The organism is Luteolibacter sp. LG18 (genome assembly GCF_036322585.1).
In the GTDB taxonomy this organism is placed as follows: domain Bacteria; phylum Verrucomicrobiota; class Verrucomicrobiia; order Verrucomicrobiales; family Akkermansiaceae; genus Luteolibacter.
The window spans coordinates 314,260-338,696 of sequence record NZ_AP024600.1 but is presented as its reverse complement, the minus strand read 5'-3'; the positions used below and the strand labels follow the sequence as shown (position 1 = coordinate 338,696).

Sequence of the window (24,437 nt, the reverse complement as noted above, 5' to 3'; positions counted from 1 at the left end):
TCTTCCCTCTGATCACTTTCCACTGATCACCGGTCACTTCCCATTTCCATGTCCGACGACCACATCAAGCCGATCAACGTTGCCGAGGAGCTCTCGAAGTCCTTCCTCGACTACTCGATGTCGGTGATTATTTCCCGCGCGCTTCCGGATGTCCGGGATGGCTTGAAGCCCTCGCAGCGCCGCATCCTGTTCGCGATGCGCGAGCTGAACCTCGCGCCCGGCAAGCAGCACATCAAGTGCGCGAAGATCTGCGGTGACACCTCCGGTAACTACCACCCGCACGGTGAAGCCGTGATTTACCCGACGCTGGTCAACATGGGCCAGCACTGGTCGATGCGCGAGCGCCTGATCGACGGCCAGGGCAACTTCGGCTCCGTGGAAGGCGACCCGCCGGCCGCGATGCGATACACCGAAGCGCGCCTGACCCACCTCGGCCTGGCGATGATGGAGGACCTGGAGAAGGACACCGTCGATTTCGTTCCGAACTACGACGAGCGCCTCACCGAGCCGACCGTTCTCCCGTCCGCGTTCCCGAACCTGCTGGTCAACGGCGGCACGGGCATCGCGGTGGGCATGGCGACGAACCTGCCGCCGCACAACCTGGGCGAGATCGTGGACGCCATCTGCGCGCAGGTGGACAATCCCGAGATCACTCTCACGGAGCTGATGCATTTCGTGAAGGGCCCGGACTTCCCGGTGGCTTGCGAGATCCGCGGCGTGCGCGGCATCGAGGAGTATTTCCGCACCGGTCGCGGCTCGATCCGCATGCGCGGCAAGATGGAGATCGAGGAGATGGACAACGGGAAGTCCCTCATCACGATCCGCGAGGTGCCGTATGGCGTGAACCGCGCGACGCTCCAGGAGCGCATCGCGGAGCTGGTGAACGAGAAGATCCTCACGGGGATCTCGGGCATGCGCGACCTTTCCGACGAGGAGACGCGCATCGAGATCGAGCTGAAGCGCGACGCCCGCCCGCAGGTGGTGGTGAACCAGCTCTACAAGCTCACGTCGATGGAGACGAGCTTCAGCGTGAACATGCTGGCGATCCACGACCGCCGGCCGAAGCTGCTGTCGCTGAAGGAGGCGATCGATTGCTACATCGAGCACCGCCGCGAGGTGATCGTGCGCCGCACCCGCTACCTGCTCGGCAAGGCCGAGGAGCGCGCCGAGCTGCTGGAGGCCTACCTGCTGGCGCTGGAGCACATCGACGATTTCATCGACATCATCCGTTCCTCGAAGAACCGCGACGAGGCCCGCGAGCGCCTCGCCGCCTACAGTTTCAGCAAGGAAACGGCGGAGAAGATCGGCATCCTGATCCGCGGTCAGGCCGGGGTGCAGGGCGACCGCTACGTTTTCACCGAGCGCCAGGTCAACGCCATCCTGGAACTGCGCCTCTACCAGCTCACGGCACTGGAGAAGGACAAGATCCAGTCGGAATACAACGGCGTGCTCGCCGAGATCACCGACCTGCTCGACATCCTGGCCCGCGAGATCCGCGTGCTGACGATCATCAAGGACGAGTTGCAGGCGATCCGTGGCAAATACGGCACGCCCCGCAAGTGCGAGATCCTGCCGGAAGAGGGCGAGATCGCCATCGAGGACCTGATCGCGAACGACGCGATGATCGTGACGCTTTCGCACCGTGGTTACATCAAGCGCACGCCTGCCAGCGAGTTCCGCGTGCAGGGCCGTGGCGGCAAGGGCCTGCGCGGCATGGAGACGCGCAGCGCGGCCTCGAAGGACGATGAGGATGATTTCGTGGAGCACCTCTTCAGCGTGCAGGCGCACGATTACCTGATGTTCTTCACGAACACGGGCCGCGTGTATGTCGAGCGCGTGTATGAGGTGCCGGAAGGTTCCCGCACGTCGAAGGGCCGGAACATCCGGAACGTTCTCAACCTGAAGCCGGAGGAGAAGATCGCCGCGCTGCTGCGCCTGGAGCGTGCCACCGACGAGAAGGGCGACGACGTCACCTTCCGCGAGGACGCCGGGTTCGTGTTCTTCGCGACCCGCTCGGGCAAGGTGAAGAAGACCGCGCTCAACGAGTTCCGCAACTACCGCAAGGACGGCATCATCGCCATCAACCTGGAAGAGGACAACGAACTGATCGGCGTGCGCCTGACCAGTGGTGGCGACGACGTCATCCTGGTGACCCACGAGGGGATGAGCATCCGCTTCCACGAGGAGGAGTCCCGTCCGCTGGGCCGCAACACGGCCGGTGTGGCCGGTATCCGTCCGGAGGACAAGGACTTCGTGGTCGGCCTAGCGCTGGTCACGGAAGGCTCCACGCTGCTGGTGGCGTCCGAGAACGGCATAGGCAAGCGCACGGCCTTTGACGAGTACCGCAAGCAATCGCGTGGCGGCAAGGGCATCATCACGATGAAGGTGACGGACAAGACCGGCCCGGTGGTGGGCGCGGTGACCGTGACCGAGGAGGACGAGCTGATGCTGATGACCAGCAGTGGCCAGAGCATCCGCATCCGCGTGGCGGAGGTCCGCGAGGCCGGCCGAAACACGCAGGGCGTGAAGCTGCTCACACTGCGCGAGGGCGAGAAGCTCCAGGACATTTCGAAGGTGATTCCGGACGGCGAGGATTCCTCGGCGAACGCGGAGGAGGCTTCCGGTGAGGAAGGCACTTCCGACGAGACGGATGCTCCGGCGGACGAAGCCGGGGAGTAAGCGTCCGGTGACAGATTGACAAGGAGACGGCGGACCGGGAGGTCCGCCGTTTTCGTGTCCGACGCGCGCGGGGCATCGACAGGATGGCGTGAGCTGTTAGGGTTCGTCCTATGGTCATCCGCACCTATCAGCCGAGGGATCAGGACGCTGTCATCGAGTTGTGGGGACGCTGCGGGTTGCTGGCCCCGCAGAACAATCCGGTGGCGGACATCCAGCGGAAGCTGGCCGATTCCCCGGAGCTGTTCCTGGTAGGCGTGATGGAAGCCGGGATCGTCGCGACCGTGATGGCGGGCTACGAGGGGCACCGCGGCTGGATCAATTATCTCGCGGTGGCTCCACATCTTCAGAAAGGCGGACATGGCCGACGGATCATGGAGCGGGCCGAGGAGCTTCTGTGCGAATTGGGGTGTCCGAAGATCAATCTCCAAGTCCGCTCGACGAACACGCGGGTGATCGAATTTTACGAGCGCCTCGGGTTTTCTTGCGATCCCGTCACGAGCATGGGCAAGCGGTTGATCGTGGATGAGCCGCTTGAGCGTTGAGGGGGGGCTTGGGTAGGGGTGGGTGGGTGTGCCCAGCCCACGTTCTCCCGAACGCGGCTACAAAAGATTACTGCTCGGGGCGTGGCCGCCAGTCGGTGGCGGGGACGGCGAGGATTTCGATGCGTTTGGTGCCGTCGGGGTTGGTGCGGCGGGCGAGTTGGAGGACGGGAGTGGCGACGTTGCCGTCTCCGGTGACTTCGGCGAGCTGGCTGGCGGCGGCGCTGTTTTTGGCGGCGCTGGCTTTTTGCGGGGCACCAGGGGTGGCGGTGATGAGGTCGTAATCGATGCGATCTGCGGTCTTCGAGGGCTGTGGGGATTGGCGGACGATGAGGTGGAAGATGCCTTCGGCGTCGCCATCGCCCTCGAGGAACTTCTGGAAGAGGCTGTCCTGGTATTCGATGAAGGTGGCCCAGTCGACGAGCCAGCCGGTGGGGGTTTCGGCGACGGCGACGGGATAGCCCTTGGGAAATTGCGAGGTGTGGACGCGGAAGACGGCGAGCAGGAGGCCGGTGGATTCATTGACCTCGGCGTGTTCGACGACGAGTTGGTCGTAGGCGGTGGCCTTGTCGGGATGAACCGCGTAGTAGTTCTTCATGCGGGGCTTCGCCTGATCGGGGTAGAGGGCGAAGGCGGCGCGTTGCTGCCAGGTGGGAGCGGCGAGGAAGGATTCGAGGACGTGGCGCGGCTCGGCGAGCGTGGGCTGATGCGGCGAGTGGGTGGCCTCCGCGGGTTCCTCGACGACTTTGGCCTTGGGGATGACGGGCTCGACGAGGGGGGCGGCTGTGGGGGCTTCGGGCTCCGCCTTTGGTGTGGCCGGGTTTTGGTGGCCGCTTTGATAGCCACCGGCGAAGGCGAGGACGGCGGCGAGGGTGCCGACGATCAGGGCGATAGGGAGACCGGAGCGGGTGGCGGTGACCGGCGATGGGGTGGTAGCCGCCGTGGGCGCGGGCGCGGCTACTGATGGCGGAGGGGCCGGGGCTGGATTTACGAGAACCGTAGAAGGTGCTTCAACCGGAGGGGCAGGGGGCACGTAGGCCGCTTGAGGAACGATTGGTGGATGCGGGATCGCGGGTTCGTGGACGACCGTTGCCTGGGGCGGGGCTGGTGGTGCCTGGGGCTCGTGGATGATGGTGGCCAGTGGGATGCCCACGGCTTGCGGCGGGTGAACCGGGCTCTGTGTAGGAGTCGGTGCAGGAGCCGGTTCCGCGGGCGCGGTGGCGAGCACGAAAGCAGGGATGCCGCGCAGGGGATCGGGGGCGACGATGGGCTGGCGGCAATGGGGGCAGGGGCCGCGCATGCCCGCGCCGGTCGAGGGGATTCGCAGGACGCTGCCGCAGGACGGGCAGTGGAATTGAAGGGCCTCGGCCATGGGTGTTAGGACGTGCGAGCGGTCATGCGATAGGCCGCAGGTCGATCCAGAATCCGCACCGCGGCCGGTTTCTGCAAGGCGCAAAGGTGGGCGAGATGGCCCGAGAGGCCGGGGTGCTCAAGACGGATGAGAGGCCACTCGCGGCCGGTGGCATCGATCACGGAATCGGTGGTGACCTGGAGATCACAGGGGGAAACGGAGAAGCCGGTACCCGCGGCCTTGGCTCCGGCCTCCTTGGCGGTCCAGATGCGGAGCAGGTCGGCTTGCCGCGCATCCAACTCGAGGGGAAGCGCGGCGAGTTCAGCGGGATGGCAGAAGGAGGAGGCGCACTCGGGAAGATCCCGGGCGCGGGAGGTGGGTTCCACGTCGATGCCGACGGGGCCATCGGTGCTGATGGCGATCAGGGCGAGATCCCGGGTGTGGGTGAGATTGAAGTGGAGGGAGGGCGAGAGGGGCAGCATGGGCTTGCCATGCTCACCGGTGGCGAGGGCGACGTCTTGTGGATCGCAGCCGAGGTATCCGGCGAGGGTGGTCCGCAGGGCGGTGCGGAAGCGTTTCCACTGGTCGGCGTGTTCCGGGAAGCGGAACGCGGCGGCGCGCTCGCGCTCGGCGGAATCGAGGTAACGATCTGTTAGAGCCGCGGGGACATCGTCCGGGCGAACCAGATGGACCTCGATGGTGCCTGGGGCGGGTGGGCGCATGGTCAGCGGGGATCGCAGGCGCGGAGGGCGGCATCGAGCGAGCGGGCGAATTCCTCCACGTGTTCGGCATCGAACAGGGTGAGGTGCTTGCCGGGGATCTCGCGGATGGTCAGACCCGCGCAGAGGGAAGTCCAGCCGTAGTCGGCGGCGATCTGGACCTTGTCACCGGTGATGCGGGCCTTGAAGAGATGGGCGGAGCCGTTCAGGCGGGTGGGCTGGTAGCGGATCATCGCGGTATCGTGGGCCTCGCGGAGCTGGATCCGGCGGAGATCGGAATGGGCCTCGGCGGGTTGGCTGGTGGCGGCTTCGGCGATCTCGCGTTTCACGCGGAGGTGGGTGCGGGTGCCTTCGACGAAACGGGCGGCGAGCTTGCCCGCGCGTTCGGTCACAGGGAGATCGGCGTGCTGTTCCCAGAACGCCTTCACCCGGCCGAGCGGTGAATGCTGGCGGGTGATGGCGGCGGGGTTGGCGGTATCGAACAGCGCGGTGAAGGCGACGGTTTCGCCGGTGGCTTCCAATTGATGGGCGATCTCCCAGGCCACCAGTCCGCCGAAGGAGTAGCCCGCGATGCAATAAGGGCCCTGCGGCTGGAAACGGCGAATGGCCTGGATGTAGGAGGCGGCAGTTTCCTCGATGGAGTCGACCGTGATCGGTCCGCTGTGGTTCAACTGGAGGGACTCGATCGCGTGGAACGGGCGGTCGGTGAGGCGGGAGGCGAGGTCGCGGTAAAAGAGGGTGGCGCCGTCCCCGCCGTGGATGGCGAAGAGCGGGGTGAGCGAGCCTTCGCGCAGGGTGACGATCAATGCGCCCTCTGGTGTCTCGGCCGGAATGGATGCGGGCGCGGATGGCTCCAGGATGCTGGCGAGGGAGCGGATCGTGGGGTGGGTGATGAGGGTGGCCAGTGGCAGGCTGCGGTCGAACTCGCGATGGATACGGGAGAACAATTTCAGCGCGAGCAGGGAGTGGCCGCCGAGATCGAACCATTCATCGTCGATGCCCAGCGATGGAACCTCCAGCAGTTCCAGCCAGATGGCGGCGAGCTGTTTTTCGATCTCGGTCCGCGGCAGGCTGGCACCGGCGGTGGCGGGGAGGGAGGGATCGGGCAGGGCCTTGGTGTCGACCTTGCCATTCGCGTTGAGCGGGAACTTCGCCACCACGCCGATGGCGGCGGGGCGCATGTAGGCAGGCAGGCGCTCCTTCAGGAACTCGCGGAGCACCGTGGGATCGGGGGGCGGGCCTTGTGTCGAGGGGCTGACCCAGGCGAGGAGCTTCTTCGAGCCGGCATCCGCGCCGCGGGCGGCGACTTTCACCTGACCCACGGACGGGTGGGCGGCGAGGGCGGTTTCGATCTCGCCGAGCTCGATGCGGAACCCGCGGATCTTCACCTGATGGTCGCGGCGTCCGAGGAACTCGATGGTGCCATCCGGCAACCAGCGGCAGAGGTCGCCGGTGCGGTAAAGAGGCTGAGAGTTGAGGGGTGAGAGGTGAGAGACAGAAATGAAGCGCTCGGCGGTGAGGTCGGGCTGGTGGAGGTAGCCCGCGGCGAGACCGTCGCCACCGGTGAAGAGCTCGCCCGGCACGCCGATGGGGACGGGGCGGAGGCGTTCATCGAGGATGTGGGCGGTGGTGTTGCCGATCGGGCGGCCGATGGGGATGGAGGGGCGCTTGAGATCGGCGGCGGTGATGGTGTGGCAGCAGGTGAAGGTGGTGTTCTCGGTGGGGCCGTAGCCGTTGACGAGCTTCGTGCCGGGGAGGGCTTCGAGGGCCTTCCGGACATGGGCGGGCGAAAGGATGTCGCCACCGGCGAGCAAATACTTCAGTCCCCGTAGATCCTCCGGGTGTTCGTCGATCATCGATTGGAACAGGCCGGCGGTGAGCCACAGGCAGGTGACGCCGCCCTGCTTCACCGCGCGGGCGATTCCATCGAGGGTGGTGCCGTTTTCCCCGGCGAGGACGACGCGGCCGCCGAGCAGGAGGGGCATCCAGATTTCGAGGGTGGCGGCATCGAACGAGATCGGCGCGGCCTGGAGGAAGGAATCGTCCGGGCCGAACTCCATGAAGCCGGCATCGTGGACGAGGCGGGAGATCCCGCGGTGGCGGACCTGGACTCCCTTCGGCGTGCCGGTGGAGCCGCTGGTGTAGAAGACGTGGGAAATGGAGTCGGCGGTAACGGATCCGGGCCGGGTGTCCGGGATGTCCGCCGTGGTGCCGGTGGCGATGGGTTCCAGGACGAGGACGCGGGCGTTTCCGGCGGGGAGTCGCTCGCGCATCGACGGGGTGACGACCAGCACCGGTGCGGCGCAGTCCTCCAGCATGTAGCGGAGTCGGTCGGCGGGGTAGTCCGGATCGAGCGGCACGCAGGACGCGCCGGCGAGGACGATGCCGAGCTGGGCGGCGATCATTTCCGGCACGGAGGGGGCGCAGAGCGCGACGTGGTCGCCAGGGTTCACGCCATCCGCGGCGAGCCGGTCCGCGATGGCGAGGGCGGCGTGCGCGAGGTCACGGTAGGAAATACTGTTTTCGCCGTAGGTGAGAGCGGGGCGATCCGTGTGGCGGCGGGCGCTGGCGAGGAAGAGGCTTCCGAGGGGTTCGTCCGCGGGATAGGGCGGCCGTTTGCCAGACCAATCGTCGAGCTGGAGTACTTCCGGCGGGGTGAGGATGGGCAGGGCGGAAAGCGGTTGGTCCGGGTCCGCGGTGGCGGCTTCGAGCAGCGTTTCGAAATGATCGAGCAGGCGCAGGGCGGTTTCGCGGTCGAAGAGATCGCGGGCGAAATCGCAGGACGCGCGCCAGCCATCGGCGCGCTCGACCATGAAGAAGTGGAGGTCGAAGATCGCGCCGGGCGAGCGGGACGGGAACGCGGTGAGGCGGGCACCGCCGAAGGAGACGGGGCGGACGAAATCGCGCTGGTGGGTGAAGTTGATCTGGAAGAGCGGATTGCGGCCCGGATCGCGACGCGGTTGCAGGGCCTTCACCAGTTGCTCGAAGGGAAGGTCCTGGTGGGCGATGGCCTCGGTGGCGGTGTCGCGGGTGCGGGCGACCAGTTCACGGAACGATGGATCGCCGGAGATATCCGTGCGGAGGATCACGCTGTTGATGAAAGTGCCGATGACGCCCTCCAGCTCGGCGCTGGTGCGACCGGCCACGGGTGAGCCGACGGCGATGTCCTCGAGGCCGGTGTAGCGGCTGGCGACCGCCTTGAACGCGGCGAGGAAGACATGGAACATGGTCGCGCCCTGCTCGCGAGAAAGGCGGGCGACCTTCTCGCTGAGGCTGGCGGGGAGGATGCGGGAGACGATGTCGCCGTCCCAGCTCTTCGCGGCGGGGCGGGGGCGGTCGGTGGGGAGTTCCAGCTCGACGTGGTTCTTGAGCCGGTTTTTCCAATACTCGAGATGCGGGGTGAGGCCGGGGCTTTCCAGGAACTCGCGCTGCCAGATGGTGAAGTCGGCGTATTGGACGGCGAGCGGTTCGAGGCGGGAGGCGCGGTCCTCGAGTGCGGCGTTGTAGAGCTCGGCGAGTTCGTCGGTGATGATGCCGATCGACCAGCCATCGCTCACGGCGTGGTGGATGGTGATCTGGAGGATGTGCCTGTCCGGGCCGGTGACGAGCACGCTGGCGCGGAAGAGCGGGGGCTTGGCGAGATCGAAGGGCGCGCGTGCCTCCAGCGAACCGAGGCGGTCGATTTCGGATTCCAGCTCCGCGCCGGAGAGGTGGGAGATGTCGGTGACGGGGAGGGTGACCTCTTCCTCCGTGTTCACGATCTGGAGCAGCTTGCCATCATCCTCGGCGAAGGAGGTGCGGAGGGATTCGTGGCGGGTGGCGAGCTCGGTGAAAGCGCGCTTCAGCAGGCCGAGATCAAGCGCGCCATCGAGGCGGAAGCGCACCGGCACGTTGAACGCGGGGTGGCTGGGAAAGAGCTGCTCGAGGTAGAAGAATGCCTCCTGGGCGGGGGAGGCGGGAAAGGCGAGCACCTCCGCCTCCGGCGCGGGACCGGAGGTGTCGGTGGTGTTGGAGTTGGCCGGCATCGGGTTCATGTCGGTCTCAGAGTTTGCGGCGGTAGGCGTCGCGGTTCACGCGTTGGATCGTGGGCGTGGTGCCAGTTTGTTCGATGGGAGCGGATCCGACGGCGTTTGCCAATCCGGAGATGGTGCGGAGGCGGAAGACCATCGCGGGGGTGAGGGCGATGCCGGAGCGGTTGGCGCGGGTGGTGATCTGGAAGATCAGGATAGAATCGCCGCCGAGTTCGAAGATGTCGTCCTCGATGCCGACGTTTTCGATACCGAGCACGTGTTGCCAGATCGAGGCGAGTTCGCGTTCGACGTCGTTGCGCGGGGGGACGGTTTCACGCGGGGTGTTGCCGGAGGTCTGGCCGTCCGGGGCGGGCAGCGCCTTGCGATCGACCTTGCCGTTCGGGGTGAGCGGGAAGGCGGAGAGGATCACGAAGGCGGAGGGCACCATGTAGTCCGGCAGGTGGGCGGCGAGGTGCTGGCGCAGCGTGGGGAAGAGGGCGCTTTCCTTGGCGGGCTTGTCGTGGTTCGGGGTATTGACCAGCGAGAACGCGGGGCGTTGGCGCGGGTGAACGAGGCGGAGCGGGAGCGCGCCGCTCTCGGCGGGGACGAAGACGGCGTCGAGGAGGCCATCGGTGCCGTCGGTGTGCCAGGAGACGTGGGCGTTGTAGCCGGCCTGGATGGCGACGGAGAAGAGTTCCTCGGCGGTGATGGTGCCGGGATTGCCCGCGGGCCACGCGGGAATGGGCGCATCGGCGTCGCCGTCGCAGAGCTGCTGGAGGAAGGCGAGCGGGCGGGACAGGCGGGCATCGGGGATGCGGGTGAAGGCGAGCTGGTCCGGTTGGTCCGCGAGCATGGCTTCCAACTGCTCGAGGTTGAGCCGCTGCCAATCGCGCCACTGGGTGATGAGGACGACGGGCGGCACCGGCTCGGCGTGGAGGATGACGTCGTAGTGGTAGGTGGTGGTCTCGTTCGCGATGCGGCCGCGGCGGAGCTGGATCTCGGTGTGGCCGATGGCGGGGAGCGCGAGTTGGTCGAACCACGCGGGATCGATGGATAGCTCGGTTTCCTGGTGGATGCGCTGGGTGACCTTCTCGCGGAGCTGGCGGCAGGTGGTGCCGGACGGGGCTCGTTCGCGGAGGGATTCGGCGTGGTGGGCGGCGAGGAGGGCATTGCCCTGGATGTCGCCAAGGAAGATGCGGCCACCGGGACGGAGCAGGCGGGCGGCTCCTTCCAGCACACGCTGGAGGTAGGCGGCGTTCGGGAAATACTGGGCGACGGAGTTGATGATGACGGTATCGAAGGCGGCTTCCGGGAGGCCGCTGAAGTCATCGGCGGGGCGGTGGAAGAGTTTCACCTGGGGCAGGGTGTTGCCCTTTTCCAAGGCCTCGACGGCGACCTTCGAGATGTCGGCGGCCCAATAGGCTTCGGTTTCCGCCGCGAGGCGGGAGAGGAGCTGGCCGGTGCCGCAGCCGATTTCGAAAATACGGCGCGCGGCGTAGTGGCGGACGCGTTCGACGGTGGTGTCGATCCACTCGGTGACCTGTTCACCGGCGTTTTCGAGCCCGGCCCAGGAGGTGATGACGGCGTCGAGGTTGTCGAGCTTCGACGAGCCGGATTGGCTGATGGCGGAGCTGTAGAGCATGTCCCACTGGTCCTGCCAGATCGCGGTGTCGTCGGTGGCGGTGGTGGTTTTCGCGGGGCGGAGGTAGGCGACGAGGCGTCCGTCGTGGACGTGGGCGATGGCTTGCTCGATGGCGGGGTGTTGTTCGAGGTGGGATTCGATGTCGCCGAGTTCGATGCGGTAGCCGCGGACTTTCACCTGGTGGTCCATGCGGCCGAGGCACTCGAGTGTGCCATCGGCGCGCCAGCGGGCGAGGTCGCCGGTGCGGTAGAGAGGTTGAGAGTTTAGGGTAATGAAGCGGTCGGAGGTGAGGTCGGGGCGCTCGTGGTAGCCTGCGGCGAGGCCGTCGCCGCCGATGAGGAGTTCTCCCGCGATGCCGATGGGCTGCGGCTGGAAGGCGGAGTTGACGATGAAGACCTGGGTGTTGTCGATCGGGCGGCCGATGGACACCGGGCCGTCCTCCGCGGTGAGGCGGATGGTGGTGGACCAGATGGTGGTTTCGGTGGGGCCGTAGACGTTCCAGACCTCGCCGCAAATCGGGGCGAGGCGGTTGACCAGATCGCGGGGCACGGCTTCGCCGCCGAGGAGGGCTTTCAGGCCGCGCTTGCCGGGCCACGAGGCTTCCAGGAGGAGCCGCCAGGTGGACGGGGTGGCTTGGAGGACGGTGATGCCGTGGCGGTCGATTTCCTGGTGGAGCTGGTGGCCGTCGATGACGGTGTCGCGGGTGGCAATCACGACGGTGGCCCCGGTGGTGAGCGGGAGGAAGAGTTCGAGGCCCGCGATGTCGAAGGACAGGGTGGTGACGGCGAGCAAGACGTCGTCCGCGGTGAGGCCGGGCTCGCGGCGCATCGAGGCAAGGAAATTCACCACCGCGCGGTGTGGGATGCGGACGCCCTTCGGCCGGCCGGTGGAGCCGGAGGTGAAGATGACGTAGGCGAGGTCCTCGGGATGGCGCTCGACGGGGGTGAAGGTTTCGCCGTTCGGGGCATCATCGATGAGGATGAGCTTCGCGGTGGTCGGCGGCAGCGCGTGGCGGTGGGAGAACTGGGTGAGGATCACCGGCATGCGTGCGTCCTCCACCATGAAGCCGAGGCGTTCCGCGGGAAACGCCGGGTCCATGGGCACGTAGGCCGCGCCGCATTTCAGGATCGCCAGCAGGCCGGTGACCATGGCGGTGGAGCGTTCCAAGTGGATGCCGACGAGGTCGCCGCGCTTCACACCCGCGGCCTGAAGGCGGGCGGCGAGGGCGGTGGACTGGGTCTCGAGGTCGGCGTAGGTCAAGGCCAGCGGGCCGCAGCGGACGGCGGTCTTTTGGGCCGGGCCGGAGATGAGTTGGTCGACGGTGGCGGCCGGGTAATCGCGACGGGTGGCGTTCCATTGCACGAGGACCTGATCGCGTTGCTGGGGTGGCAGGATCGGGAGTTGATCGAGGGTGGCGTCGCCGTTGTCCACCGCGCTGGCGATGAGTTGTTGGAACGCACCGAGCCAGCGGCGGATGGTGGCCGCGTCGTGGAGGTCGGTGTTGTATTCGCATTCGACGACCATGCGCTGATCGGACTGCGAGAGGTTGAAGAACAGGTCGAAGTTGACGAAGCGCTTGGGGTTGGTCTCGACGTCGAAGGTGAGCTTGTCGAAGCGGACGTGGTCGAAGCCGGAGCGGTCGATGTTGAACATCACCGTGACCAACGGCAGGCGGCTGGTGTCGCGCGGCAAAGTGAGCTTTTTGAGCAGGCTGCCGAAGGTGTAGTTCTGGTGGTCGTAGGCTTCCAGCACCTCGTCTTTCACTCCGGTGGCGAACTCGCGGAACGGGCGGTCGCCTGTGGGCTTCAGGCGCAGCGGCAGGAAGTTCAGGCAGTGGCCGACGAGTTCATCGCGGCCGATGCGGGTCTGGCCCGCGGCGGGCACGCCGATGACGATGTCGTCCTGGCCGGTGAGGCGGTGCAGCAGGGTGGCGAAGGACGAGAGCAGGGTGGCGAACATCGTGCCGCCGAGCTTCGAGGATTCCTTCTTGAGGCGGGCGTAGAGATCCGGATCGAGCTCGATGGATTCCATCGAACCGGCGTAGGTTTTCACCGACGGGCGGGGACGATCGACCGGGAGTTCAAGCACGGGCGCACCCTGCTCGAACTTCGAGACCCAGAAGCGCTCGGCGTCGAGGGCTTCCTGTGAATCGCGAGCGACCACCTCGTGGCGGGCATATTCCGCGAACGGCATCGCGGGCGGGAGTTTCGGCAGGTGACCGGCCTTGCGGGCATCGTAAGCGGTGGCGAGCTCCGCCATCAGCATGCCGAACGACCAGCCGTCGCACACGAGGTGGTGGGCGGTGAAGAGCAGGGCGTGGCGGTCCCCGGCGAATCGCGCGAGGTGGATGCGGACCAGCGGACCGGTGACGAGGTCAAAGGGCTGGAGCGATTCCTCGCGGCGGATGTCGTGCCAGCGTGCCTCGGCATCCGTGAAGGCGGATAGATCGTGGGTGGTCACCTCCAGGTCGCGAGGGGCGGGGTGGAAGAGCTGGGTGCCGCCGTCCTCGCTGAAGGTGCTGCGGAGGGCGGGATGGCGCACGACGAGGTCGAGCAGCGCGGCTTTCAGTGCCTCCGGATCGAGGATGCCATCGAATCGGATCAGGTTCGATTCGTTGAAGGACGCGTTCGCTTCCGGGCCCATCTGGACCGCGTGGAAAATCTCGCGCTGGGCCTCGGTGCTCGGCGCACTGTCGTGACGCGGGAAGGAGGTGGGCGCGGATGGCGCGTCCTCGGGCGAGGCGGGGAAGAACCCGGCGGCCTGCATGTCGGCCACAGCTCCGGTGAAACCGCGCACGACCTGGTCGAGATCTTCGTCGGTGTGGGCGGTGGTGAAGTAAAGCGGGCGGCCTTCCCAAACGTGGACGCCGCGCTCGCGGAGGAAATACCACAGCACGCTGGCGTATTTGAGATCGGGCGCGTGCTCGATCACCGCGTAGGCGCTGAAGTGCGGGATGTGCAGCGGCACGTCGATGGAGTCGAAGTGATCGTTGAGCGTGCGGCACAGGCGGCTCACGCGTTCCTCCATGTCGATCTGGAGGCGCGGCCCCTCGCCCTTGAGATGCTGGACCACGCGCCAGGCCGCGGCGAGCGCCAGCGGGTGCCGGACGAAGGTGCCGGCGAAGAATGTCACGCCGACTTCCGGAAAACTATCGTCGCCGTAGTTCCATGCGCCGCCGTCGAGAGCATCCATGTATTCGCGTTTTCCGGCCAGCACGCCGATGGGCATGCCGCCGCCGATCACCTTGCCGTAGGTGGCGAGGTCCGCCTCGACGCCGAAGTAGGCCTGCGCGCCGCCCGGGGCGCAGCGGAAGCCGGTGACCACCTCATCGAAAATCAGTGCCGCACCGCCCTCGCGGGTGATGGCGCGGACCTCGTGCATGAACTCGCGCGGCTGGAGGCCGGGGGCGCGGCTCTGCACCGGCTCGATCATCACCGCGGCCAGCTCGTGGGCGTGGGCACGCAGGATGTCCAGCGAGGTGGGATCGGCGTAGTCGAGCACCAGCATGTTCTCGACCAGGTTCTGCGGGATGCCGGGGGCGATCGGCTGGGCCTTGTAAACGCCGTCGATCCACGCGCCGCGGACCAGCACCTCCTCGAACATGCCGTGGTAGTCACCGGTGAAGTAGGCGATGCGCTGGCGGCCGGTGATGGTGCGGGCGAGCCGCATGGCGGCCATCACGGCCTCCGAGCCGGTGTTGCAGAACGTCGCGCGGTCCATGCCGGTCAGCTCGCAGATCGCTCCGGCGAGCTTGCCCGCGATGGGCGACTGCGGCCCGATCTCGATGCCGGTGTGGAGCTGTTCCTCGATGGCCTCGGTGATCCACTCCGGCGAGTGGCCGAAGAAGTAGGTGCCGAAGCCCATGGTGATGTCGACGTATTCGTTGCCGTCGATGTCCCACAGCCGCGCGCCCTTGGTGCGCCGCGAGACGATGGGGTAGACCATTTCCTTCCACAGCGACTTGAAGCCCGCCACCGCACGTGGGTCGGCGTAGTGGCCGCGGTGCTCGGCGGTGTAGGCCTTGGAGCCCGGGGTCTTGCGGGTGTAGCGGTCGATCAGTGAGTCGAGCGACGACTGCTGGGTGGCGGTGAGGCCGCCTTTCTCGCCTTTCTCGATGGGTTTGTAGGGGCCGAAGCGGCTGTTGGCGGCGGTGGAGCGGGGCTTGTCCGCGGGCCAATGGACGGCGGGCAGGACCGAGGCGGGCGCGGGTGCCGCGGCCGGGGCGCTTCCCGCACGATGGCTTTCCAGCAGCGCCTGCATGAGCTGGATGTTGTTCGCGATGAGCTGTTCGATGGGCGATCCGCCGGTGGGCTGTGGAGCCGCCACCACGGGGGGCATGGGGACGGCTGCTACGGCAACTGTCGTAGCCGGAGCCGACGCGGGCATCTCCTGGTCGAGATGGTTCACCAGCGCGGCCACGGACGACAGTTCGCCGAGCATCTGGCGGAAGGTCACCTTCACGCCGAACTTGGTGAGGATCGCCTGGCTGGCCTGGGTGAGGAAAAGGGAATCGAAGCCGAGTTCGGTGAAGGTCGCCTTGTCGTCGTCCACGGTGAGGCCGGAGAGTTCGAGGACGACGGCGCGCAGCTTGGCGGCGAGCTCGGGTTTGCGGTCAGTGGGGGTGGACATGACTGCGGGGGGAGGGGATGGGGGATGGGCGACGGCGGATGACGGAATGGAAGGGGCGGGGATGGGCACGGGTGAGGTGCTTTCCGCCGAGCGGTCGATCCAGAAGCTCTGGCGTTCGAACGGGTAGGTGGGAAGGTGGACGCGGTGGTGCGGGACGTGTCCGGAGAGGGCGGACCAATCGAGGGCCACGCCGTTTTTCCAAAGCTCGCCGGCGGCGGCGAGGAGGTCGGAGACATCGGTGACGGGCGAGAACGACGGCAGGGTGGAGACCACCGGCGTGGTGCCCCGGGCCGGGTGCTGGCGGGCGAAGGGTGCGAGCGCTTGGCCCGGGCCGACCTCCAGGAGCAGCAGGCCGGTTTCCGCGAAGGCGGTGGCGAGGGCATCGCTGAAACGCACGGCATGGCGGAGCTGGCGCGCCCAATAGGCGGGATCGGCGAGCGTGGCGGCATCCATGGCCCGGCCGGTCGCGGTCGAGATCCACGGGATGGCCGGGGTGTTGGCGGGGATTTGCGCTGCCTCCGCGGTGAAGGGCACGACAATCGGCTCCATCGCCGCGGAGTGGAAGGCGTGGGAAGTCTTGAGCATGCGGCTCACAATGCCCTTGGTTTCAAGCTCGGCCTGATAGACAGCGATGGCCTCGTGGTTGCCGGAAACGGTGCAGAGCTGCGGGCTGTTGATCGCGGCGATCTCGATGCCCGCGGGCAGCACGAGTTGGTCGGCTCCCTGGCGGATGGCAAGCATGCCGCCGCCCGGCAGATCCTGCATGAAGCGGCCGCGCACCGAGAGCAGCTTGAGTGCATCGGCAAGCGTGAACGTTCCTGCCAATACGGCGGCGACGTATTCGCCGATGCTATGGCCGATGAGAAGCGAGGGTGTGATGCCCCACGACATCCACAGCTTCGCCAATGCGTATTCGACGACGAAGATGCAGGGCTGCGTGAGCCACGTCTGGTGGATGCGCTTGCCCGCCTCTTCGCGGTCGGCATCGACGGGATAGAGCGTGGCGCGGATGTCGAGATTCAGGTGGCCTTGGAGCAAGGCGGCGCATTCATCGATGGCTTCACGGAACGCGGGCTCGCTCTGGTAGAGATCGCGGCCCATGTCCTGATACTGGCTGCCTTGGCCGGGGAACAGGAAGGCGACGTGCGGCGCGGCGGAGGGTGCTTGAGCGGAAGAAGTGGTCTCACGCAGTTTCGTGATGGCTTCGGTGACATCAGCCGCGACGACCGCACGACGATGCGGGAAGCCACGGCGTCCGGTAGCCAGCGTGTGGGCCACATCGCCGAGCGCGAGTGTCTCCTTCTCCAGATGATCCGCGAGACGCGAGGCCATCGCATCGAGCGCGGTGGGCGTCTTCGCGGAAAGCACCAGCAACTGCTGCTTGCGCACCGGGGTGGCCGGCTGCGGTGCGGGTGGTTCGGAAAGCACGAGGTGGGCATTGGTGCCACCGACCCCGAAGGCGCTGATGCCCGCGAGGCGCGGCTTGCCGTCCGACTTCCATTCGGTCTCGCGCTGCACCGGCGCGAACGGGCTGTTCGCGAAATCGATGCGTGGGTTCGGGGCCTGGAAATGGAGCAGCGCCGGGATCTTTTCGTGGCGGAACTGCTGGATCGTCTTGATGAGGCCGGTGACGCCCGCGGCCACGTCGAGGTGGCCGATGTGGGTTTTGCCGGTGCCGATCGCGCAATAGCCGTTGCCGGTTGCTCCCCCTTCGCGGAAGGCCTTGGTGAGGCCCGCGATTTCGATCGGGTCGCCGAGCGGCGTGCCGGTGCCGTGGGCCTCGATGTAGGAAATGTCATCCGGGTGCACTCCGGCGGCGGCCTGGGCCAGCGCGATCACGTCGGCCTGGGCATTCACGCCGGGTGCGGCGAAGCCGATCTTGTCCGAGCCGTCGTTGTTCACGGCCCAGCCCTTGATCACGGCAAGGATCGGATCGCCATCGGCGACAGCCTCGCTGAGACGTTTCAGCAACACCACGCCGCAGCCGCTGCCGAAGACGGTGCCCGCGGCGTTCGCGTCGAAGGCGCGGCAGGTGCCGTCCGGCGAAACCATGCCTTCTTCGGTGAACAGATACTCGCGCATCTGCGGGAAACTGATCGAGACGCCGCCTGCCAGCGCCATGTCACACTGGTAGGTAAGCAGCGCGGTGGCGGCCTGGCAGATGGCGACCAGCGAGGTCGAGCAGGCGGTCTGGATCGCCATGCTCGGGCCGCGCAGGTTCAGCTTGTAGGACACGCGGACCGGCAGGAAGTCCTTGTCGTTGCCGAGCATCGTCTGGTACTCGGCCACCTGGTAGTTCGCGGCGAGGTCGCGGGCCTTGCCGAGGTTGTGCAGCAGGTAGGTGTTCAGGCTGAGGCCGGCGTAAACGCCGATCATGCCGGGGTAGGCGGCGGGATCGTGGCCGGAGTGTTCGAGAGCTTCCCACGCGCATTCCAGGAAGACGCGGTGCTGCGGGTCCATCAGCTCCGCCTCTTTCGGGTAGATACCGAAGAAGGCGGCATCGAACAGGTCGGGTGAATTGAGCGTGCTACGGGCTCCGACGTACTTGCGCCCTTCGGCATCGGTGCGGACGCCGGTGCGGGTGATGCAGTCCTTCCCGGTGATCAGGTTCTGCCAGAATTCATCCGGGCCCTGGGCGCCGGGGAAACGGCCGGCCATGCCGATCACGGCGATGGCTTCGGGTTCTTGGAGTTCCTCGTTCATCGGGTGGGGCGGCGGAAGCGGGCCAGGCCCGCTTGCTGCATGCGGGCGCGGTCCTGGGCGGCGGAGGTGGCCGCGGTGGCGGCCTGCGGTTGGAGATACCCGGCCAGAGTGCGGACGCTGGGGCGGGCGAAAAGTTCGGTGATCGGAATGTCGCGGCCGGTGGCCTCGCGGAGTTTCATGTGGACCACGGCGAGCAGGATCGAGGTGCCGCCGAGGTCGAAGAAGTTCGCGGTGGGATCGCTGACGGGGCGCTCCAGCACCTCCGACCAGATCGAAAGGATGCGCGCCTCGTGGGGATCGCTGGAAGCGATGGCCGGTGCGGTGGCGACCGTATGTCCATTGTGAGCGAGCGCCAGCCGGTCGACCTTGCCATTCGGTGTCAGGGGAAAGGCGGTGACGAAATGGAACTCGCCGGGAATCATGTAGGCGGGCAGCGCGGTGGCGAGGTGCTCGCGGAGGGCGGCGGCCTCGACCGGCGACTCGTTCTGGACATGGGCGACCAGGCGTTGGTCGCGGGCGATCACCACGGCCTCCTTCACCGCGGCGTGGCGGTTGAGCGCGATCTCGATCTCGCCGAGCTCGATGCGGAAACCGTTCACCTTCACCTGGTGGTCGGCGCGCCCGCGGAACTCCAGCGTGCCACAGGGCAGGCGCTTCGCCAGATCGCCGGTCTTGTAGAGCGTGTGGTCCAGCACGAAGCGCTCGGCGGTGCGGGCGGGATCGTTGAGGTAGCCGCCGCCGACACCCGCGCCACCGATGCAGAGTTCACCGAGCTCGCCATCGGGCAGGATGGAAAGGTCTTCATCGCGGATCGTGACGGTGACGTTCGGCACCTCGCGGCCGAGCGGGACGAAGGGGAAGGCATCGAGGTTGCCCCGGTGCATGCGGTGGAAGGCGCAGATGTCCGTGCATTCGGTGGGGCCGTAGGTGTTCACGATCTCGGCGCGGCACGACGGATGTTCCAGCCAGGCGCGCAGGCGCGGGATCGAGATCGGCTCGCCGCCGAGCACCGCCCAGCGCAGTGAGGAAAGGGCCGTGTAACCGTCCGCCGCGGAGGCATCGACCAGCGGATAGAAGGCGCTCGGGGTGCAGTTGATCAACGTCACGCCGTGGTCGCGGACGAGTTTCGAAATACGAGAAATATCGTAGGTCTGGCAGTCGTCCAGGATCAGGCGTCCGCTGGTGACCAGCGGGGCGAAGAAGTTTTTCTGCGTCAGGTCGAAGCTCGGCGAGCTGATCACCAGCGTGCGGTCGGCGGGGCCGAGCGAGAGTTCCTTGGCATACCAGGCCACCAGGTTGGCAAAGCCGCGGCGGAAGACCGAGGCGGCCTTGGGCAGGCCGGTGGAGCCGGAGGTGAAGATGGCGTAGAGCGGATCGTTGCCGCTGGCAGGAGCCGGGATTTCCGAAACGGGGGCCGCGGTGAATTCATCCACCGCCACGCATTCGCTGTTAGGAAACAGCCCGGTATGCTCGCGCAGGGTGAGGATGCGCTTCAGGCCGGAGGTCGCCACCATGTGGTCGAGCCGGGCTTGCGGATACGCGGGATCGAGCGGGACATAGGCGCCACCGGCCTCGACCACGGCGAGGATCGCGACGACCAGTTCGATCGAGCGGTTCAGGGCAATGCCGACGTGCACGCCGGGGCCGGTGCCGCCCGTGCGCAGGAAAGAAGAAAGGGCGTGCACGCGGGCCGCCAGTTCCTGATAGGTAAGCGCGGAGGCTCCGGAAACGAGGGCGATCTCGTCCGACAGGGGGCAGGGGCTGATGCCCGGCAGAGGGGTGAGGGCGGGGGTGTCGTGCCCGGGGAGAGCAGGGGTGGCCGACATGATCCTTGGGGGGAGGAGGGTGAAAGGAACCGCGGAAGAAAATTTGCGGATATTTAAGTTATATTAAATATCAATTTTGGCGCATTCGTTAGATGAGGGGATTTACGAAGCTTTTCCCGCGGCTAGAAGCTGTTGGAAGCTGGAAAGTATTGAAACACCAACGATTCAGCTTCGATATTACGTGAACTCGTAGGGTTGGGAAACTCGAAAATTCTTGTGAGAGGAGTTCGCATTTTTTATCCTCCGAACGTTCTCCCCCTGACATGTCCCGAAAACCACACCCCCCCCAGGTGGTTTGCGTTGCGGTTGCCCTTTTGACGGCAAGCGTGGTGCTGCCATTATCAGGGGAAGAAGCCGGAGGCGGTATTGAAGACCGCGTTTCCGATCGCTTCGACGTGCGGGTGCAGCCGGGGCTGGGTTTTCGCCAGGATGCGGAGGCCGGAAAGGTGCGGAGGGAGGGTTTCGAGGCGGCGGTGACGGTTTCCGGTGCCTACGACGACAACATCTACCTGTCCGCGTCCTCGGCGGAGAAGGACTTCGTGGTGCGGCTCGCTCCGAGCGTGGCTTACGTCTATGGAGATCCCAACGGCAAGGATGGCGGTTACATCCGCGTGGCTTACCGGCCGGTGGGCGTGATCTACAGCGACCACGGCGATTCCAACCGGATCGATCAGGACGCGTCCTGGGATCTGGGCTGGCGCGGCAGCAAAGTGGCGGTCGCCTACGGTGGTCGTGTTCGCCAGCTCGGCGATGCCACGGCGGACGCCGGTCGCCAGACCGACCGGCTGGTGCTGGAGCAGGCGGTGAGGCTGGCGTGGACGCCGCGTGAGAAGCTTTCCTTCGAACTGGCCGCGGGCCAGTCCTCGAACGACTACCGGGACCGCCAGTTGTTCGATTCCCGGAGTGCCTACGGGGAGGCGGCGCTGCGTTACCTCTACTCGCCCAAAACCCGGATCGGCATCGCCTACCGCGCGGGCACCTTCGAGGTGGATGGAGCGGGCGACCAGAAGGTCCAGCGCGGCACGGTCCAGCTCGAATGGCAGCCGCGGGAAAAGATTTCCTTCAACGTGGAGGCAGGTGCCGAGCACCGCGAGTTCGATGCCGGTTCGTCCACCTCGCCGGTGATCGAGGCGAAGGTCGCGTGGAAGCCGCGCGAGGGCACCGAGATTTTCGTCGGCGGTTACCGTCGCACCGAGGCCTCGGCGTACCTGCCGGGGCAGAACTACGACCTCACCGGTGCCTCGCTGGGCGTGAGCCAGCGGCTGGGCGAGAAATGGTCGGCGCGGCTGGAAGGCGGTCTGGAGAAGGCGGATTACAAACGCGTCTCCGGGACCGGCACGGCGAACCGCCGCGACGACATCGTGTTCATCCGCCCGAGCGTCCGTTTCCAGGTGAACGAGAACATGGAGGTGGAAGGGTTCTACCGCTTCGAACGCGACGAATCCAGCCAGGCCGGGTTCGGCTACGACAACCACAGCGTCGGCATCCAGGTCGGCTACAAATTCTAACACGGCACCCGATGAATCCATTCCGCATCCTGCTCGCCCTGCTCGCTTGTCTGCCCTTTGTGGTGCGGGCGGCGGAGGAGAACGCCGGCAAGGCATCCGGCGTGATCGGTCGGCTGGACACGGTGGAGATCACGGTGTTCCGCGAGGATGAGCTCGCGACCCGCGGCCAGCTCTCGGCGGACGGCACGATCACGATGCCGCTGATCGGTGCGGTGCGGCTGCAAGGCCTCACCACCGACCAGGCGGGCAAGGCGATCGAGCAAAAGCTGAAGGACGGCTACCTGGTGCGTCCGCAGGTGTCGGTGTCCATTGGTGCCCGCGTGCGCCGGACCATCACCGTGCTCGGTCAGGCGCAGAACCCCGGTGTCTTCGAGCTCCCCGCCAACCGTCAGCTCACGCTGGTGGAGGCCATCGGCATGGCCGGTGGCGTCACCCGCATCGGCAATGCCCGCAAGCTGACGCTGAAACGCGGCGGCGAGGTCCAGCAGGTGGATCTCAAGGAGATCACCACCGGCAAGGCGAAGGACATCCCGCTGCGAGATGGCGACGTGGTCAACATTCCCGAGAGCCTGTTCTAACCCCTTTCCCATGCACCCGAACCGCACTCCCGATTACTCCCTGGGCCCGGCCAACCAGCCGTTGTCGACCCAGCGCGGTGTCGCCGCGACGGCCTACCTGCCGCGGGTCGAGCCGATGCGGGTGATCGGCATGCTGTTGCGCCGCTCGTGGATCATCGCGCTGGTGGCGGCGGTGTGCCTCGGCGGGATGTGGTGGTACTTGAAGCACGCGCGGAAGGTCTACCAGGCGACCGGCTCGGTGTATGTCAGCGCCCGCGCGCCGCGGGTGGTGGAGACCGGTGCGGTGGCGCCGGAGGAAACGCGCGATCTCGAACAAATGCGCTCGGTCGAGCAGGGGCTGGTCGCTTCCACGCTGCTGATGCGGGTGATCGATTCCGGCAAGCTCGCCGACCAACCGGATTTCACTTACGGCACGACTACCCGGCAGGAGCTGCTGGCGGCGTTTTCGAAGCGCGTGAAGGTCGAGCTGCGCCGTGGCACGCGCCTCATTGACATCGCCGTGGAAGACACGGATCCGGAGCGCGCCCAGCGGCTCGTCGGCGTGCTGGTTTCCGAATACGAGAAATGGAACGCCGAGCGGCAGGGCGACCTGACGCGCCAGGTGGCGGGTGGCATTTCCCATGAGGAGGAAGGCCTGCGCGAGCGGATGGTGAAGTCCGAAAAGGCGCTCCAGGATTTCCGCGACGCGCATCCGATTCCCGGTGTGGGCGGTCGCAACGGCCCGAATTCCGACGACCTCGGCCGGATCGAAAGCGAACTGACCAAGGTGAAGGCCGAGCGCCTGCGCCTGGAGGCCGAGGCGGACGCGTTCCGCAAGTTCGACCCCGACCATCCCGAGGCGATCGCCGCGCTGCCGAACAGCGAGCGTTCCGCGGGCGTGCTGTCGTTGGTACGCGCCGTGCAAGACAAGCAGGTGGAATTCGCCAAAGTGAAGGAACGCTACCTCTACAAGCATCCCACGTACATCGAGGCATCCAACGAGCTGAAGACCCTCCGCGGAAACCTCGCCGAGGCCGCGCGCTCGGCTGGCGAGGCGGTGGCGAAGAACTACCAGATCGTGTCCGACAACGAGGCGAAGCTGAACCGCGAGGTGGCCACCGCGCGCTCGTCCACCGTGGCGGCGGAAGGCTTGCGCGCGAAGTTCGAGGCGTTGGAACGCGAGGCGCTCGCCGACCGCACCACCCACGAGGCGGTGGCCAGCCGCCTGCGTGAAACCGCGCTCGCCGCCGCCGTGCCGGGGCCGGTGTTGCGTTGGGAGGACACGCCGATGGTGCCGGAAAAGCCGATCAAGCCGCGCAAGACCGTGATGATGGCGCTGGCCGGGGTCGGTGGAATGTTTTTCGGGCTGCTCCTGGCCGTCGGCCTCGAGCTGACGGATGGCAAGGTCCGCGATGCCGCCGCCGCGGCGCGTGTCACAGGGGCTCCGCTGCTGAGCAAGGTGGCGGCCCTGCGTGAGGGTGGGGACGCCGATCCGGTGCTCATTTCCCAGCCGGGTTCGGAGACGTCGGAGTCGTTCCGGCGGTTGCGGGCCGCGCTGTCTCCCGCGCCCGGTCACACCGGCACGACCACGGTGCTGTTCACCAGCGCGAAGCCGGGTGAAGGCCGGTCGTTCTGCGCGATGAACTACGCGGCCTCGCTGGCGATGCAGGGCCTGCGGACCTTGCTGCTGGACGCGGACATGCGTCGTCCCGGTCTCAGCCGCGAACATCTCCGCACGTCGGAGGGGCAGGTCGGGCTCGCCGATTACCTCGCCGGGGCGGCGGAGCCCGCGAAGGCCTGCCATCCCACGACCTTGCCGAACTTGTATCTGCTTTCCTCAGGGACCATGCAGGCGAACGCGTCGGAACTGCTCTCCGGCACCCGTTTCCCGGCGCTGCTGGAGGATGCCTACCGGTGGTTCGATTGCGTGGTGATCGACACCCCGCCGGTGCTCGGCACCAGCGATGCGCTCGCCATCAGCCGCTACGCGGACCGCGTGTGCCTGGTGGTGCGGGAAAAGGCCAGCGACCGCCGCGATCTGCGCCGCGCCGCCGATCTGATCCGCACCTCCGGTGGCAGCTTGGTCGGTTTCGTGTGGAACGAGCTGTCCGCGCGTGCGAAGATCGCTGGCGACGTGGGCCCGGCCGTGCCGGTGGTCCGTGCCTCGCTCCCCGCTCCCCAAGTGGCCGCCGTGCCGCCGGTTGCCAAGACCCGCCGGGTCGATGGCGGCCCTGAATCCCTTTTCGTGCCCTCGCCCTCATGAGTGCCGTTTAC

The 24,437-nt window shown here is 66.8% G+C and carries 10 protein-coding genes; 5 read left to right on the top strand and 5 right to left on the bottom strand.

Annotation, left to right across the window (positions count from 1 at the left end; genetic code table 11):
* Positions 1-48 precede the first annotated feature (48 nt).
* Entirely contained in the window at positions 49-2,679 is a 2,631-nt protein-coding gene (gene gyrA / locus llg_RS01350; RefSeq protein ID WP_338287715.1) for a DNA gyrase subunit A, read from the top strand.
* A gap of 110 nt (positions 2,680-2,789) precedes the next feature.
* Positions 2,790-3,221 carry a GNAT family acetyltransferase gene (locus tag llg_RS01345; protein ID WP_338287714.1) on the top strand — a complete coding sequence of 144 codons (432 nt, stop codon included), beginning with the start codon at positions 2,790-2,792 and terminating at the stop codon, positions 3,219-3,221.
* Between the two features lie 67 nt (positions 3,222-3,288).
* Here the strand turns inward: llg_RS01345 and llg_RS01340 are convergent, their stop codons facing one another.
* Genes llg_RS01340 through llg_RS01320 form a run of 5 tightly spaced genes read right to left on the bottom strand, consistent with a single transcriptional unit; the run spans position 3,289 to position 20,098 of the window.
* Positions 3,289-4,590 (bottom strand): hypothetical protein, encoded by a 1,302-nt coding sequence (locus llg_RS01340; protein ID WP_338287713.1) that lies wholly within the window; start codon positions 4,588-4,590, stop codon positions 3,289-3,291.
* Between the two features lie 5 nt (positions 4,591-4,595).
* A complete protein-coding gene (locus llg_RS01335; RefSeq protein WP_338287712.1) occupies positions 4,596-5,291 on the bottom strand; it encodes a 4'-phosphopantetheinyl transferase superfamily protein in 696 nt (231 codons plus the stop codon).
* A 2-nt stretch (positions 5,292-5,293) separates the two neighbouring features.
* Complete coding sequence (locus llg_RS01330) at positions 5,294-9,322, bottom strand: amino acid adenylation domain-containing protein (RefSeq protein ID WP_338287711.1); 4,029 nt, start codon at positions 9,320-9,322, stop codon at positions 5,294-5,296.
* Between the two features lie 7 nt (positions 9,323-9,329).
* Positions 9,330-18,272 (bottom strand): amino acid adenylation domain-containing protein, encoded by an 8,943-nt coding sequence (locus tag llg_RS01325; RefSeq protein WP_338287710.1) that lies wholly within the window; start codon positions 18,270-18,272, stop codon positions 9,330-9,332.
* Entirely contained in the window at positions 18,269-20,098 is a 1,830-nt protein-coding gene (locus tag llg_RS01320) for a non-ribosomal peptide synthetase (protein WP_338287709.1), read from the bottom strand. Before llg_RS01320 ends, llg_RS01325 begins: the two co-directional genes overlap by 4 nt.
* A gap of 329 nt (positions 20,099-20,427) precedes the next feature.
* On the opposite strand from llg_RS01320, the gene llg_RS01315 reads away from it, so the two are divergent.
* From llg_RS01315 to llg_RS01305, 3 genes are read left to right on the top strand one after another with little or no spacing between them, the layout of a single operon-like run.
* Positions 20,428-21,606: an outer membrane beta-barrel protein gene (locus tag llg_RS01315; RefSeq protein WP_338287708.1), complete on the top strand. Its 1,179-nt coding sequence runs from the start codon at positions 20,428-20,430 to the stop codon at positions 21,604-21,606.
* Positions 21,607-21,617: 11 nt separating this feature from the next.
* Positions 21,618-22,184, top strand: coding sequence for a polysaccharide biosynthesis/export family protein (locus llg_RS01310; protein ID WP_338287707.1), 567 nt, complete (start codon positions 21,618-21,620; stop codon positions 22,182-22,184).
* Between the two features lie 10 nt (positions 22,185-22,194).
* Positions 22,195-24,426: a polysaccharide biosynthesis tyrosine autokinase gene (locus llg_RS01305; RefSeq protein WP_338287706.1), complete on the top strand. Its 2,232-nt coding sequence runs from the start codon at positions 22,195-22,197 to the stop codon at positions 24,424-24,426.
* The last annotated feature ends 11 nt before the right edge of the window (positions 24,427-24,437 follow it).